General features: G+C 39.1%; 17 protein-coding genes. 14 read left to right on the plus strand and 3 right to left on the minus strand.

Features of this window, described 5'->3' with window-relative positions; genetic code table 11:
- Window position 1: 1 nt before the first annotated feature.
- The 3 genes from dprA to Q8N37_00780 form a co-directional block, all read right to left on the minus strand.
- Entirely contained in the window at window positions 2-1,087 is a 1,086-nt protein-coding gene (dprA, locus tag Q8N37_00770) for a DNA-processing protein DprA (protein MDP3057038.1), read from the minus strand.
- Window positions 1,088-1,490: 403 nt separating this feature from the next.
- Window positions 1,491-2,060 carry an aminoacyl-tRNA hydrolase gene (gene pth / locus Q8N37_00775; protein MDP3057039.1) on the minus strand — a complete coding sequence of 190 codons (570 nt, stop codon included), beginning with the start codon at window positions 2,058-2,060 and terminating at the stop codon, window positions 1,491-1,493.
- A 27-nt stretch (window positions 2,061-2,087) separates the two neighbouring features.
- Window positions 2,088-3,071 carry an LCP family protein gene (locus Q8N37_00780; GenBank protein MDP3057040.1) on the minus strand — a complete coding sequence of 328 codons (984 nt, stop codon included), beginning with the start codon at window positions 3,069-3,071 and terminating at the stop codon, window positions 2,088-2,090.
- A 311-nt stretch (window positions 3,072-3,382) separates the two neighbouring features.
- On the opposite strand from Q8N37_00780, the gene lepB reads away from it, so the two are divergent.
- From lepB to Q8N37_00850, 14 genes are all read left to right on the plus strand, one after another.
- Window positions 3,383-4,027, plus strand: coding sequence for a signal peptidase I (gene lepB, locus Q8N37_00785; GenBank protein MDP3057041.1), 645 nt, complete (start codon window positions 3,383-3,385; stop codon window positions 4,025-4,027).
- A 19-nt stretch (window positions 4,028-4,046) separates the two neighbouring features.
- Entirely contained in the window at window positions 4,047-5,342 is a 1,296-nt protein-coding gene (gene hisS / locus Q8N37_00790) for a histidine--tRNA ligase (GenBank protein MDP3057042.1), read from the plus strand.
- 3 nt (window positions 5,343-5,345) lie between these two features.
- Complete coding sequence (locus Q8N37_00795; GenBank protein MDP3057043.1) at window positions 5,346-5,696, plus strand: histidine triad nucleotide-binding protein; 351 nt, start codon at window positions 5,346-5,348, stop codon at window positions 5,694-5,696.
- A 224-nt stretch (window positions 5,697-5,920) separates the two neighbouring features.
- Window positions 5,921-6,193, plus strand: coding sequence for a 30S ribosomal protein S21 (locus Q8N37_00800; protein ID MDP3057044.1), 273 nt, complete (start codon window positions 5,921-5,923; stop codon window positions 6,191-6,193).
- A 120-nt stretch (window positions 6,194-6,313) separates the two neighbouring features.
- Window positions 6,314-6,829, plus strand: a complete 516-nt coding sequence (locus Q8N37_00805; GenBank protein MDP3057045.1) for a GatB/YqeY domain-containing protein — start codon at window positions 6,314-6,316, stop codon at window positions 6,827-6,829.
- Window positions 6,830-6,866: 37 nt separating this feature from the next.
- Window positions 6,867-7,340, plus strand: a complete 474-nt coding sequence (gene ybeY / locus Q8N37_00810; GenBank protein ID MDP3057046.1) for an rRNA maturation RNase YbeY — start codon at window positions 6,867-6,869, stop codon at window positions 7,338-7,340.
- A 59-nt stretch (window positions 7,341-7,399) separates the two neighbouring features.
- Window positions 7,400-7,807: a diacylglycerol kinase gene (locus tag Q8N37_00815; protein MDP3057047.1), complete on the plus strand. Its 408-nt coding sequence runs from the start codon at window positions 7,400-7,402 to the stop codon at window positions 7,805-7,807.
- 215 nt (window positions 7,808-8,022) lie between these two features.
- Entirely contained in the window at window positions 8,023-9,264 is a 1,242-nt protein-coding gene (gene ftsA, locus Q8N37_00820; protein ID MDP3057048.1) for a cell division protein FtsA, read from the plus strand.
- A gap of 131 nt (window positions 9,265-9,395) precedes the next feature.
- Window positions 9,396-10,556, plus strand: coding sequence for a cell division protein FtsZ (ftsZ, locus tag Q8N37_00825; protein ID MDP3057049.1), 1,161 nt, complete (start codon window positions 9,396-9,398; stop codon window positions 10,554-10,556).
- Window positions 10,557-10,616: 60 nt separating this feature from the next.
- The gene (locus Q8N37_00830) at window positions 10,617-12,452 is read left to right on the plus strand and encodes a ribonucleoside triphosphate reductase (GenBank protein ID MDP3057050.1); all 1,836 of its coding nucleotides are present in this window, start codon (window positions 10,617-10,619) and stop codon (window positions 12,450-12,452) included.
- Window positions 12,453-12,589: 137 nt separating this feature from the next.
- Window positions 12,590-13,051, plus strand: a complete 462-nt coding sequence (nrdD, locus tag Q8N37_00835) for an anaerobic ribonucleoside-triphosphate reductase (protein ID MDP3057051.1) — start codon at window positions 12,590-12,592, stop codon at window positions 13,049-13,051.
- Window positions 13,052-13,194: 143 nt separating this feature from the next.
- A complete protein-coding gene (locus tag Q8N37_00840) occupies window positions 13,195-13,911 on the plus strand; it encodes an anaerobic ribonucleoside-triphosphate reductase activating protein (protein ID MDP3057052.1) in 717 nt (238 codons plus the stop codon).
- Between the two features lie 142 nt (window positions 13,912-14,053).
- Entirely contained in the window at window positions 14,054-14,335 is a 282-nt protein-coding gene (locus tag Q8N37_00845; protein ID MDP3057053.1) for a hypothetical protein, read from the plus strand.
- Between the two features lie 12 nt (window positions 14,336-14,347).
- A complete protein-coding gene (locus tag Q8N37_00850) occupies window positions 14,348-14,605 on the plus strand; it encodes a DUF167 domain-containing protein (protein ID MDP3057054.1) in 258 nt (85 codons plus the stop codon).
- Window positions 14,606-14,681 lie beyond the last annotated feature (76 nt).

The raw sequence follows: 14,681 nt of genomic DNA on the forward strand, positions 1-14,681 counted from the left end.
TTTATTTCATTATCGCATAATTTCCGCTTCCCAAGTTTCGCACCAGTCCTTTCATTTCCATAAGCGTCAGAGCGCTGGATATTTTATTTGCATCGTTTTTAACTTTTTCAGCAATGGCGTCTATGTGGAGCGGTTCGGCGCCGAGAAAAGATAAAATAGTTTCTTCTTCCGGCGATGCGGAAACAATACTTCTATTAATAGTATATTCCTTGGCTTTAGTCAAGTTTAGTTCGTCAAGAATCTCTTGGCAAGAGGTGATTATTTTTGCTCCTTGCTTGATTAAATTGTTTGTTCCGACCGAGTTCGGCCAATGAATTCCGCCCGGGATCGCAAAGACATCTCTATTGCAATCAAGAGCAAGCTTGGCTGTGATGAGGGCGCCTGATTTTTCCGCCGCTTCGACTACCAGCACTGCCGGAGTGAGTCCGCAAATAATTCGATTTCTGAGAGGGAATTGGTGTTTTAGCGCGGGTTTTCCGAATGCGTATTCGGAGACAAGGGCGCCGTGCGCGATGATTTTTTCCGCGATTTGTTTCCGGGGGGAAAGATTGTATGAATCAAGTCCGGAAGCCAGAACCGCGATCGTTTTCGCGCCGTTTGATATCGCGGTTTCGTGCGCGGCAGTATCAACGCCATATGCCATTCCGCTGACAATGCTTAATCCGGATCTTGCCAGGCCGCCAACGATATCGTTTATTACCTGGGTGCCGTAAGAGGATATTTTTCTTGATCCTACAACTGCCAGAGGAAAATTTAAGGCTTCGGTCAGCTGGCCTTTTATGTAGAGTATCGCGGGAGGCGAATAACTTTCTTTTAAAAGTTTCGGATAATTTTTATCATTAATTGTTATGGCAGTGATTTGCTCTTTGGCTAATTTTTCCCATTCTTTATCGGGAGAGATTGCCGGGCGCAGGCTTGTTATTTTTTCGGTTAACGATTCGTCCAGTCCGCTTTGTTTCAGTTCTTGAGCGCTGGCGTGCCAGGCATTTTCCAAATTTTTAAAATAAAACGATAATTTTTTAAATCTGACCGGTCCTATTTCTCCGATAAGATTAAAAGCGTTATAATATTTAGTATCGTCGGTCATAGACTAGGTTTAAAGGAAAAATTATTTTGCTATTGACAAATTTTATATATCTGCTATAATATTTAGTTCTAACGAATATGTATCCAGTGCATTACTTCTCAGTATTCTACTGGCAAGTCGCGAACGCATGCCTATCCTCCTTGGTTATGCTAGTAGCCATAAGTTAAAGTTAGCTTTTTATAAAGCAAAACTTTTCACTTGTCGGTAGTATTTTGAGAAGTAATTTTTGTTCTTTTAAAATAATTCTTGCAGGAAGAAAATCGGGTATTAATGTCGGTCGAGAATTTATTTTCTTGACCTTATTTTTTTGTCAAAACTTCAAATTAATATTTGTCATGCTGAATTTATTTCAGCATCTTTAAGACTCACTTATAGTATTATGGATTACTATTGTGTGTTATAATTATTTTTTTAGATCCTGAAATGAATTCAGGATGACAGGAATAGTCTTTTCAACAACCGCATTAATTATTTTCTGTTCTTCTGCTGTAAAATTTTCCAAAACAAATTCTTTTGTAAGAATTTGTTTTGCCCCGAGCTTGTCGAGGGGCTTATCTTCAATCCCGATTCCTATCCGAATTCTGGTAAAATCTTTTGTTTCCAGCGCATCAATGATCGATTGTACTCCTTTGTGTCCGGCGGAAGTGCGGCCCCGCGCGATCTTGTATTTTCCGAGCTGAATATCCAGATCATCGTGAATGACGATAATATCCGCAACATTGATTTTATAATAATCAGCGATAGCCTTGACCGCTTTGCCCGATTCGTTCATAAAAGTTTGCGGTTTGGCAAGAATAATTTTTTCGCCATCAATCATTCCTTCCGAAATTTCCGCGTTAAATTTAAGTTGTTTGCCCCGAGCGGAGTCGAGGGGAAAATTGGCGGCGATTTTATCAAGCGCCATAAATCCGGCATTGTGCCGGGTTTTTTTATATTTCTCACCCGGATTTCCCAGGCCGATGATTAGTTTCATAATTTTAGTTTTTAAAAATTAAACTCATTATTCCTGATAAAACTTTTTCAATTCTTCATAGCTTGGATCTTTTGGCAGCAATACATCCGCCTCGTTTATATTATCAGCGCGCAATAACCCTGTTTCCATATTCGAATTAGGGATTTTGCTTTCTGTATTTTCGACGTTCTTTGCGATGGCGTTCAGTTTTTGCAATTGAGGAAGAGAAATGTCGGTTTTGACATTTTCACCGATAATATTCAGAATATCCGTTACTTTGAAAATGTTATCCCAAAGATTATTTTTTTCTATTTTTTCTTTTAACAGAAAAATTATCTTATGCTGGCGTTTGATGCGGCTAAAGTCTCCTTCAATGTTGTGGCGCGACCGGGCCAGCTTCAGAGCCAGATCGCCATCCAGATGATAATTGCCCGCTTTCAGAAAAAGCGGATCGTAGCCAAAACTGTCGTTGGGAAATGTCGGATCAGCGAGGTCTTCTTCCAAGGTATAATCTATGCCGCCCGCTACATCGATAATTTTCTTAAAAGCTTCAAAATTAGCTATAACATAATAATTAGCGGGAATGCCGGTGATCTTTTTGATCTCCTCGGAAAGAATTTTAATTCCTTTTCTGGGATCGTCTTTGGCATATCGGGCATAGATGGAATTTATCTTGCCCCAATATTGGCTTTCCGGCAGTTCGACATAAAGATCTCTCGGAATAGAATTAACGGTTACTGTTTTTTGGTCGGACGAGATCGTGAGGATAATGATCGTATCCGTCAGATTTTCCCCGTTATGTTTGGGACCGGCAATGCCCAGAAGCAAGATGTTAGTTTCGTTATTCGGGTTTTTTCTCAATTCATTGTCGCTGGCTAATAAAATTTTTTTGAATTGGCTGATGATCTCGTTTTTTGAAGGGTTTTCGAATTCGTAAATGTTCTCCGCCGCTCCCATAAATTTCGCGCCGATGAAAACAAAAGCGGAAACAATGATCATTAGAAAAATTATCAAAAATAGGGATTTTTTCATTGAATTATTTTATTGTATATACTAAATATACAGGATACTTGAAATTGATTCAATAGGGTGGTACAATGGATAGGTAAATATAAGCTATGAAAAATAGCGAGTTATTGTTATTGTGAGTGATAATAGCAAAAAAAAGTTTTTAATGACAAAAGTCAAAAGTCAAAAGTCAAATGACAAATGTCAAATCAATTTTAAAATTCAAATGTCAAATTAAGTCATTTGTCTGGCTTTACCAGATCTTGCGCGGCGAGAGATTTTAGGCTTTGAATTTGAAGAGTTATTTGATTTTTGAAATTTGTATTTAGAATATTATGTATAAAAGCCTTAAAAAAGAAATCGACGAGCTGTCGGGCCGCGAAGAAAATCTTGAGAAAAGCAACCAGAAAAAATCTTATAAAGTTTTTTTTGATTTTTTAAAAGAAATCATAAAGGTAGTAATAGTATCGGCTATTGTGGTTATTCCGATCAGGTATTATTTGATCCAGCCTTTTTTTGTCAGTGGAGCAAGTATGGCGCCCCAATTTCATAATGGAGAGTATTTGATCATTGACGAGTTTAGCTATAGGAATAACGCGCCCCAAAGAGGAGATGTTATTGTTTTTCGTTATCCGAAAGATATGTCTCAATTTTATATCAAGCGCATTATCGGATTGCCGGGTGAGACAATACAAATAAAAAACGAGCAAGTTGTGATTTATGACAAAAATAAGCAACTTTATCCCTGGGGGTTATTGCTAGACGAAACCGGGTATCTGAATAAAGAAGAGGCGACTAAGGGCAATATCGATCTCGTGCTTGAGGACAATCAATATTTTGTTCTGGGCGATAACAGGCAGTTCAGCTCGGATTCCCGATATTGGGGGCCGGTGGACAAAAAATTTATCATTGGAAAAGTTTGGGTTCGCGCTTGGCCATTCAATAACCTAAAAATATTTTCACAGCAAATAACTTATTAGTTCATAATCATTTAATATTATGTCGCCAAAAGTAAAATTAGAAAATCTTATCGCTCCAAAAGGAATGCAAGATGTAATGCCCAGCGATTATTTATACCGGGATCATATTTTTTCTGTTGTGGATAAACTGGGCAAGATATATGGCTTCAGCCGGATCGAAACGCCTATCTTGGAAGATTCAAGATTGTTTCTGAGGAGCATCGGGGAAAATACGGATATAGTGGAAAAAGAAACGTACAGCTTGATCACTAAAGGCGGCGATAAATTAAGCTTGCGCCCGGAAGGCACCGCTGGCGTAATAAGGGCGTATATCAGCAATGGTATGGCAAACTGGTCTCAGCCGGTCAAGCTTTCCTATACAGGGCCGATGTTCCGCTATGACAGGCCTCAGGCGGGAAGACAGCGGCAGTTTACTCAAGCGGGTTTTGAAATTATCGGCAGTCTGGATCCGGTTTTTGATGCGCAAATGATACAGCTGGTTTATTCCATTTTTAAAAAAATAAAACTGAAAAATATTGTTATCAATATCAATAGTATCGGAGACGCGAAATGCCGCAATAAATACAAGACCGCTTTGGTGGATTATTATAAATCTCGGGCGAATAAATTATGTCCGGATTGCCGCCGCCGATTAAGTAAAAATCCCTTAAGGCTTTTGGATTGCAAGGAAGAAAAATGTTCTGCCATGAGGGAGTTCGCACCGCAGATAGTGGATTATTTATGCGCGGAATGCCACAATCATTTTAAATCGGTTCTCGAATATCTGGACGAAATAAATATTCCGTACATTTTAAATCCCTATTTGGTCAGAGGATTGGATTATTATACAAAGACGGTTTTTGAGGTTATTGTTGAAGGGGATAATAAAAGACAATTATCTTTGGGCGGCGGCGGCCGGTATGACGATTTGGTGGAAATTCTGGGCGGCGCTCCAACGCCGGCGATCGGAGTGGCTTTGGGGATCGAAAGAATCGTGGATCAGCTGAAAGCATCTCGCGTTGCTTTGTCAAAAAATTATTTAGCCAAGGTTTTTATAGTTCAATTGGGCGACAAAGCCAAGAAAAAAAGTTTTAAATTGTTCAATGATCTCTTGGAAGCCGGCATTCCCGCGGCAGAATCTTTCGGCCGCGGCAGCATCAAAAGCCAGTTAAGAGTAGCCAACAGGCTCGCGGTAAAAATAGTTCTTATAATCGGACAGAAAGAATCTTTGGATGGTACGGTTATTTTGCGCGATATGGAAAGCGGAATGCAAGAAATTATCGACGGCGCCAAGATCGTTAAAATGGTTAAGAAAAAAATAAAAAACGGAAACTAGATCATGTGTGTTTTTTGCAAAATAGTAAATAAAGAAATAAAAGCGGAGATTCTTTACGAAAGCGACGATGTTCTGGCTTTTAAAGACGCTCATCCTTTGGCGCCGGTTCATGTTTTGATCATACCCAAGGAGCATATTGAGGGGATAAATTTCTTGGGAGAAACGGAAAAAGACGTTCTATTGGCGGGAAAAATGATAATTGCCGCAAAAAAAATCGCGGAAAAAGAAGGAATCGGAAAAAAAGGCTATAAGCTTTTATTCCGGGTAGGGCGAGACGGCGGGCAAGAAGTTTTGCATATCCATTTACATTTATTGGGGGGCGCGAGGCTTGGAGAAAATATACAGCCGGCATAGAATTTTAAATTTATTTTTTTAAAATAAGCTAGCTTTACATTTAGTTAACTTTATTGTATTATATAAACCCCTGTACCAATCTTTCTGTAAAATTAAAAAATCAGTATAATAAGAGAAAAAAGCTATTTATTATACAATTTATAATTACACAAAGAGATTGGTACCGGGGTAAATCCCCGCATCGGCGGAATATATTTTAAAATATTGAAAGTGAGGTGTGATTTATGGTTGAAGTAAAAAGGAGAGAAAAAGAAACAGCCGGCAGTCTTATCAGGCGTTTTACTCGAAAAATTCAGCAAAGCGGTGTTTTGTTAAATGCTCGAAAAACGAGATTTTTTGTGGGTCCGAAAAGCAAATTAAGGGTTCACCGAGAAGCTAAAATGCGCCAGGAAATTTCCGAGATTAAAGAGCAGCTTAGAAAGCTTGGCAAAGATGAGGAAAAATTTGATATTCGCGATAAGCGGCTTTTTAAACATATGCTGAAGAAAAATAAATAAGACCTGAAATTGGTTTTTAGAGGGAAGGTGAATATTTTTTATCTTCCCTTTATAAAGCCGGTAAAAAACTTGTCCCGCTAGAAATTAAAATTTTACAAAATAATATACTAAATTAAAAAAATGGAAAATAATATTTCTAACGCAAACTCCTTAAAAGAGCGGATCAGTCAAGACTTGATAATCGCGGTTAAAGGAAAAGACAAAGTAAAATCTTTAGTACTAAGAAGCTTGAATGCAGCGATCAAGAATGCGGAAATTATCAAAAGGGCAAAACTCAGCAAGGGTTCGGAAGAAGTAAACTTAGAAAAGGAGAGCATTTTGTCGAACGAAGAAGTGATCGGAGTTATTTCGTCTCAGATCAAGCAGAGAAAAGATTCGATCAGCGAATTTGAAAAAGCCAATCGGCTTGATCTGGTTGAAAAAGAGAAAGCGGAAATGGCGGTTTTGGCGATCTATTTGCCTCCTCAATTAAGCGAGGCTGAAGTCAGGAAGATAGTCAGCGATGCGATCGGTAAAACAGGCGCGAGTTCGGTCAAGGAAATGGGGCGCGTTATGGCTTCTATAATGCCCGAAGTAAAAGGCAAGGCTGACGGAACAATGGTCAGCGGAATTGTAAAAGAATTGCTTTCTAAATAAAGCTTTTTTTAATTTAAAATGCGATAAAATATTTTGGATGATCATGTTATTAATCAAGAATTTGACTAAATCCAAGGTTGATGAAAAATTTTTTCGATCAATTGCCGGTAAAACTTTAGAAAATTTGCCGAAGTTGGCAAAAAGCGCTAAAAAAATCGAGATCAGCCTGGTTATAATCGGCGAGAAAAGAATGAAAGGATTAAATCGAATTTGGCGGGGAAAAAACAAAGCGACCGACGTGCTGTCATTCGAAAACCAAAAAAATAAATTTAATTTTATTGCTCCGCCGGATGATATTATCCATTTGGGGCAAATATTTATTTGTTATCCGGTTGCCTCGCGCCAGGCGCGGCAATATGGTTATTCGATTCGAGAAGAAGCAGCCAGATTATTAATTCATGGAATTTTGCATCTGGCGGGATACGATCACGAAAAAAACGCCGACCAAGAGAAAAAAATGCTTGGATTGCAGGAAAAAATACTGGGAAAAATTATTGTTAAGAAGCTATAAACGTTATTGCTTTTCCGGAAAAAATATTTTTATACAATAATATAAATTTAATAAAACCCATGGTCAACCTAAAAAAATTTACAAAAAGTTTTTATTACGCCGGAAGGGGCCTTGCGCATTTATTGGAAACAGAACAAAATTTTCGCCTGGAGGTCATAGGCATTATCGTGGTTACTATTTTATTGTTTTTCTATGAAGTTAGCTGGATAAAAATAATTTTTATCAGTTTTATTTTTTTGATCATTTTATTGATTGAAATTATTAATACTATTTTCGAAAGAATAACGGATTTTTTAACGGAAGTAAACCATCTTAGTTGTGCTGATGAGGCTCAAACAAGCCATAAAAACGTTTGTCATGACGAGAGAGAAATATTAAGAAATATTAAGGATTTGGGGGCGTCGGCGGTATTGGTCATCGGCGTTATGTCTTCTTTGATCACTCTCGCTATATTTTTCAAAATTTGATATAATTAGCGTAAGCTCCAAATCATAAATCTCAAATCCCAATCAAATTCTAAATTTCAGCTTACAAAAGATCCTTTAGGTTTTGAGATTTGAAAATTGAGGTTTGTTTGGGTTTTGGTGCTTAGGTTTTGAGATTTATTTACAAGGGAAACGGTAAAAACAAAGAGTTAAATATTTATTATTTAATTTTGCAATAGTTTCTAATCATTTACTTTATGTTTCGGTCTAATATAATAGCCGGACTTGATATCGGCACGTCTGCGGTCAGAATCGTCGTGGCGGAACAGTCAAGTGGCAATAAAAAACCTATTATTGTGGGGGTTAGCACGATTCCTTCCTCGGGATTAAGGAAGGGTATTATCGTTGATCTTGAAGGCGTTGCCACGGATATTTCCAATTGTTTGGAACAGGCCGAGCGCGCCAGTGGCGTTCAGATCAACCGCATCGTATCCTGCATAAACGGCGAGCATATTTCATTGCAAAAAAGCAAGTCTGTGATCGCGGTGAGCCGGGCGGATAGCGAGATCAGCCAGGAAGACGTGAATCGAGCGATCGATACGGCTCAGGCAGTTTCACTTCCCCCGAATAAAGCGATCATCCATGTTATTCCAACAAGTTATATAGTTGATAACGAGAAAAATATAAAAGACCCCGTTGGCATGCATGGCATGAAGCTGGAAGCCAATGTTCTGATCGTCAGCGGCAATTATTCTTTTATTAAAAATTTAATCAAAGTGATCAATCAGTCCGGTTTGGAGGTAGCGGAAAAGCCTTTCGTTCTGGCGCCTTTGGCCGCGGCCAGGTCGGTTCTTGGAAAAAGACAAAAAGAGCTTGGGGTGGTTTTGATCGATATAGGAGCTGAAACCACAGGAATGGCGGTTTACGAAGAAGGATCTCTATTGCACACGAAAATCATTTCAATCGGAGGAGCGCATATAACAAACGATATCGCAATCGGCCTCAGGATCGCGATTGATGCGGCAGAAAAAATAAAAAGAGATTTCGGTTACGCTGTCGCTTCAGACATAAGCAAGAAAGATAAGATAAACCTCAAAGATTATGATTCGCAAACCGACGATGTCTATATTTCAAGGAATTATTTAGCCGAGATAATCGAAGCGAGGCTGGAAGAGATATTTGAACACGTAAACAAAGAGCTTAAATATATCGGCAAAGACGGTATGCTTCCCGAGGGTGCGGTGCTTACGGGAGGAGGAATTAAAATTCCCGGAACAATTGATTTGGCGAAAAAGACCCTAAGGCTGCCGGTAAAAATAGGCGTAATAAACGATTTAGGCGGAATTGTCGATAAAATTTCCGATCCGTCCTTTGCGACAGCCACCGGCATCGTATTGTGGCAAATGGATCAGGGGGATCAGGAAGATTCTCCGGTAATCGAGATGGTCAAGAGAACATTTAAAAAAATAGTCGGTTTGTTCAAGAATTTCCTTCCTTAAAAATTTATAAAAGACGATTAAATTTTTTTGTCAAGTTTTTTTTTGGATAATTATTTTTTTATCCTTGCCTAAAATTTATTTTGAGATATAATTAAATCACCCGACAGCAGATAATAAGTAAAATTAATATTATGCCAGAAGTAAAACCAGAAATTGAAACGTTTGCCAGGATAAAAGTCATAGGCGTGGGAGGAAGCGGTAATAATGCCATTAGCCGTATGATCGGAGGAAGGATCAAGGGCGTTGATTTTATTGCCGTTAATACCGATGCTCAAGCATTGCATCACAGTCAGGCAACTGAAAAAATACATATTGGCCGGTCTTTGACCAGAGGATTAGGCGCGGGAATGAATCCCGAGCTGGGCAGAGCGGCAGCCGAGGAAAGCAAGAAAGACATTGAAAAAGTATTAAAGGGCGCTGATATGGTTTTCATTACTTGCGGATTGGGAGGAGGAACGGGAACAGGCGCCGCGCCGATTATTGCCGAAGTTTCTCGTGAAATTGGCGCTTTAACCGTGGCGGTAGTTACAAAGCCCTTTACTTTTGAAGGAGCTGAGAGAGCGCGCATAGCCGAGGAAGGGCTTGAACAGCTAAAAAATAAAGTTGATACGATTATTGTTATTCCCAACGAACGCTTGCTTCAGATAATTGATAAAAAAACTTCGTTGATCAATGCTTTCAAGACAGTTGATAATATTTTAAAGCAGGCTGTGCAAGGTATCTCCGACCTGATCACTATTCCGGGAATTGTCAATGTGGATTTTAATGATGTTAAAACAATTATGAAAGACGCCGGATCCGCTTTGATGGGAATAGGAATTGCGTCCGGGGAGAATCGCGCGGTAGAAGCGGCAAAAGCGGCGATAAACAGCCCATTGCTCGAGCTTTCTATTGATGGAGCAAAAGGCGTTTTGTTCAATATTTCCGGCGGCGCTGATCTGGGAATGATCGAAATAAACGAGGCGGCCAGAATAATCACTTCTTCGATCGCTCCCGACGCGAAAGTTATTTTTGGAGCGGTAATTGATGACAGTATCAAGAAAGGCGAACTGAAGATCATCGTGATCGCTACGGGTTTTGGCAGCGAAGGAAGAATGGCCTCGGTTTTATTTAAAGAAAGAAACCTTGAAAAAACCTTGGAAGAGATCTTGCCGAACAAAAAGTTGGATGAAAAACCGGAAGAAAGAGTATTTGAGCCAAAGATTAAAAAGTTTGATTCGAGGGTGGACGCGATCCAAAGTTCTGATGAACTTGACGTGCCGGCATTCATCAGGAAAAAATTAAAAGTTTAGCAAAATATTTTTAAAATTAACATATTGCATTTTGGTTTTTATTTATTTAGCTTAAAGATTATGCTTAAGAAAAATGAATATACGATTAAATCGAATCAAATCAAGAAACGCGACGGGCGCATTGTGGATTTTGATGAGGGAAAAATTTACAGCGCTATTATAAAAGCGATTTCCGCCTCGGCTGAGGTCAGTGATCTAAAAAGAAAATCCCGCGAACTGGCCGGAGAGGTTTTGGCGATTTTGGAAATTCGTTTTGACGGCCATATAGTTCCTACGGTGGAGCAAATTCAGGATGTGGTGGAAGAAGTGCTGATGAAAAATAATCTTTTTAAAACCGCGCGGGCGTATATTAATTACAGAGAACAGCATAGATTTTTGCGAGAGGGCGAAAAATTATTGAAAAATTCCAATATGTTCGTGGATGATTATTTGCGGGAAATAGACTGGAGAGTGAAAGAAAATAGCAATATGGCCTACTCTCTTCAAGGGTTGAATAATTATATCGCTAATATTGTCACGACCAAATATTGGCTGGAAAAAATATATCCGCCAGCTGTTCGGCGGGCATATGAAGACGGCGATTTTCATATTCATGATTTGGGCATTTTGGCGGTTTATTGCTGCGGCTGGGATTTGAAGGATCTTCTGACTCAAGGTTTTGGCGGAGTAATCGGCAAGATCCAAAGCAAGCCGCCCAAGCATTTTCGCACCGCTTTGGGGCAAATTGTAAATTTCTTTTATACTCTTCAGGGCGAGGCGGCGGGCGCGCAGGCCTTCTCGAATTTTGATACTCTGCTGGCTCCTTACATACGATATGACGGACTGACTCAGCAAGGCATAAAACAGGCTTTTCAAGAATTTATTTTCAATATGAATGTTCCCACCCGCGTCGGTTTTCAGACTCCATTTACGAATTTGACCATGGATCTGATTCCTCCCAAGACACTGGGGGAAGAGGCGGTAATTATTGGCGGAGTGCCGCAAAAAGAACAGTATAAAGATTTTCAGGAAGAGATGAATATTTTAAATAAAATTTTTGCCGAAGTAATGCTGGAAGGGGACGCGCAAGGAAGGGTTTTTACTTTTCCGATACCAACTTATAATATTACCAAGGATTTTGATTGGAATAATCCTTATTGGGAGCCGATCTGGGAAATGGCCGCCAAATATGGCATTCCTTATTTCAGTAATTTTATTAATTCCGATATGAATCCGGAAGACGCGCGCAGTATGTGTTGCCGCTTAAGGCTTGATAATCGCGAACTTTATAAGCGCGGCGGCGGATTATTTGGCGCTTATCCATTGACCGGTTCAGTTGGCGTGGTTACTCTTAATTTGCCGCGAATCGGCTACTTATCAAATACCAAAGAAGAATTGTTGAGCAGGTTGGAAAAATTAATGGAGTTGGCAAAAGAAAGTCTTGAGATAAAACGCAAAACCCTTGAATCTTTTACCGATCAGAGATTGTACCCTTATTGCCGCCATTATCTGCAGAATATTAAAAAGAAAAGAGGCCAGTTTTGGGGAAATCATTTTTCCACTATCGGAATAATTGGAATGAACGAATTGCTTGTTAATTTTATGGGCGAAGGAATCAATGATCTTGAGGGGAAAAAATTAGCGCTTGAAATTCTGGATTTTATGCGCGATAAAATGGTCGTCTATCAAAAAGATACGGGCAATCTGTATAATTTGGAAGCGACTCCTGGCGAAGGTACGTCATTCCGGTTGGCTAAAGCGGACAAAGAGCGTTATCCGGAAATTATCAGTGCTAACGAGATTGATTTGGCGAAGACGAAAGCGGTTCCGGATACTAAAGACGAAAAAGCGGATTTAGTGGCTAGTCTGGTTAACACCAAGGTGCAGAAACAAACAGTGAGTGCCCAGTTGTTTTAAAGCAGCTAAGGTGTACACTATATTTACAACAAGGCTAGAAATAATAATTTGCTAAATATTAAGCGAATTATGAATTACGAATCACGAATCATGTTCGCTGGCCGGCGGATTGATTCCTAATTCTTGATTCTTGATTCATTTCAACTATGAATAAAGTCAATCGAGAAAAAATAGTCAAAGATAAGAACGCCAAAGTTCAGCCATATTATACCAACTCCACTCATATGCCGGTTGGGACAACGGATGATCTGTTTAATGCCTTGGATAATCAGGACGAACTTCAGACTAAATATACCGGCGGCACGGTTTTCCATGGATTTTTAGGTGAAAGGCTTCCGAACGGAGAAGCGGCTAAGAATTTAGTGAAACGGGTTTTTACGAAATATAAACTGCCTTATTTAACTTTAACTCCGACTTTCAGTATTTGCCCTCAGCATGGATATATTGACGGTGAGCATTTTGAATGCCCCAAATGCGTTATCAAGCAGCCCTGTGAAGTTTATTCCCGGGTCGTGGGCTATTTACGGCCGGTTCAGCAATGGAATAACGGGAAAAAGCAGGAATTTGAGGAAAGAAAAGAATATATTGCAGGGGAATAAAATGAAGGAATAAAACTGGATTTTTTGAATTATTTATTTAAGCTATTTGTAAGAGTTTTTTGTATCAGGTATTAAGTATCAAGTATTAGGTATAAAACAGAAATTAAATTATACTTAATACATAATACCTGATACTCGATACTGTGATTATTGGCGGTTTACAAAAATTTAGCTTAATCGATTATCCGGGCAAGATCAGCGCGGTTGTTTTTTTGAGTGGCTGCAATTTCCGCTGTGGATTCTGCCATAATCCGGAATTGGTGAGCCCGGAATTATTAAAGGATCAGCCGCAAATCAGCGAAAAAGAATTTTTCGATTTTTTGGGCGAACGGCAAGGAAAACTGGACGGGGTGTGCGTTACGGGCGGCGAACCGACCATCTGGCAGGATTTGCCGGAATTTATCGAAAAAATAAAAAAAATGGGTTTTTTGGTAAAGCTGGATACCAATGGCACTAATCCCGATATGATCGAAAAACTTATCAAAAGAAAGCTTATTGATCATTTTGCCATTGATATAAAAAATTCGCCGGAAAAATACCGCAAGACTGTAAATGCGGAAATCAAAACAGTAAATATTGAAAGAACATTAAAAATGATCGTTGCCGCCGGCGTTTCCATGGAGTTTCGTACCACGGCGGTGCCGGGGTTGATAATAAAAGAAGACTTTGTTAAAATTAAAGAATGGCTGGAAGATTTGGGGGTTTTGGAAAAAGTGTTATCTTACGCTATTCAGCAATTTCGTCCGCTTAAGACTTTGGATAAAAAGTTTGAGAAAATCAAGCCGTATCCTGATGGGGAGCTAAAAGAGATGGCAGGAATTTTAAAAGGGAAAGTGAAAGTGGAGATTAGAGGAATTTAAGTCGAAAGGAAAATTTAAACGATTTACGATTAACGAATGAAACCCCAATTAATCATTATTCTTAAATCTTAAATCAAAGACAAGATAAACATTAATTGATTTGTAAATTCAATAACTAAATTATTAAAATAAAATAAATTATATGGGAATTCTGGATTTTTTAGGAAAGAACAAAATTACAATGGGGCTTTTTAAAGTCGCTTTTAAGAAAATGAACGATGAGCAGAAAGAAGATTTTATTTACAAAGCGATTGATAAATTGGCGTCCGGCGAGGAAAAAATTCCGGATAATCCTCAGATGGGAATGATAATCAAGCAGTGGAAGGGAATGAGCGATTGGCAAAAAAAACAAATGGTGAAAATGATCGCGCCGAAAATGATCGAGGCGATCGAGAGCGGGGAGTTTGATAAAATGATGGGATGAATGTAATATTTTATGAAAATAATTTGTCATATTACGCCGCATGCGAAAGCGAACAAGGTAGAAAAGCAAGCGGTTTTGGCATTGGGAGGCGTAGACGCGAATGACGGCGAGTTGTATAAAGTTTATGTGACGGTGGCGCCGGAACAGGGCAAGGCGAACAAGAAAATGATCGAGCTTTTGGCGGAATATTTCAAAGTATCAAAATCGCAGATTAGGATAATTAAAGGCGAGATGTCGAGGAATAAGATTGTGGAAATTATTGGAATATAAAAATCCGAGCCTAGAAATAGGCTCGGATTTGTCATCCTGAATTTATTTCAGGATCTATAACACATGGATCCCGAAA

The organism is bacterium (assembly GCA_030693205.1).
Taxonomy (GTDB): Bacteria; Patescibacteriota; Minisyncoccia; order JAHIHE01; family JAHIHE01; genus JAHILZ01.

Coding starts and splice junctions, on each gene's coding strand:
- Q8N37_00845 (MDP3057053.1), top strand. CDS start 14,054: ATGGGAATTCTGGATTTTTTAGGAAAGAACAAAATTACAATGGGGCTT.
- ybeY (MDP3057046.1), top strand. CDS start 6,867: ATGATCATGTTATTAATCAAGAATTTGACTAAATCCAAGGTTGATGAA.
- Q8N37_00800 (MDP3057044.1), top strand. CDS start 5,921: ATGGTTGAAGTAAAAAGGAGAGAAAAAGAAACAGCCGGCAGTCTTATC.
- Q8N37_00795 (MDP3057043.1), top strand. CDS start 5,346: ATGTGTGTTTTTTGCAAAATAGTAAATAAAGAAATAAAAGCGGAGATT.
- Q8N37_00815 (MDP3057047.1), top strand. CDS start 7,400: ATGGTCAACCTAAAAAAATTTACAAAAAGTTTTTATTACGCCGGAAGG.
- lepB (MDP3057041.1), top strand. CDS start 3,383: ATGTATAAAAGCCTTAAAAAAGAAATCGACGAGCTGTCGGGCCGCGAA.
- Q8N37_00830 (MDP3057050.1), top strand. CDS start 10,617: ATGCTTAAGAAAAATGAATATACGATTAAATCGAATCAAATCAAGAAA.
- dprA (MDP3057038.1), bottom strand. CDS start 1,087: ATGACCGACGATACTAAATATTATAACGCTTTTAATCTTATCGGAGAA.
- ftsZ (MDP3057049.1), top strand. CDS start 9,396: ATGCCAGAAGTAAAACCAGAAATTGAAACGTTTGCCAGGATAAAAGTC.
- hisS (MDP3057042.1), top strand. CDS start 4,047: ATGTCGCCAAAAGTAAAATTAGAAAATCTTATCGCTCCAAAAGGAATG.
- Q8N37_00805 (MDP3057045.1), top strand. CDS start 6,314: ATGGAAAATAATATTTCTAACGCAAACTCCTTAAAAGAGCGGATCAGT.
- Q8N37_00850 (MDP3057054.1), top strand. CDS start 14,348: ATGAAAATAATTTGTCATATTACGCCGCATGCGAAAGCGAACAAGGTA.
- ftsA (MDP3057048.1), top strand. CDS start 8,023: ATGTTTCGGTCTAATATAATAGCCGGACTTGATATCGGCACGTCTGCG.
- pth (MDP3057039.1), bottom strand. CDS start 2,060: ATGAAACTAATCATCGGCCTGGGAAATCCGGGTGAGAAATATAAAAAA.
- Q8N37_00780 (MDP3057040.1), bottom strand. CDS start 3,071: ATGAAAAAATCCCTATTTTTGATAATTTTTCTAATGATCATTGTTTCC.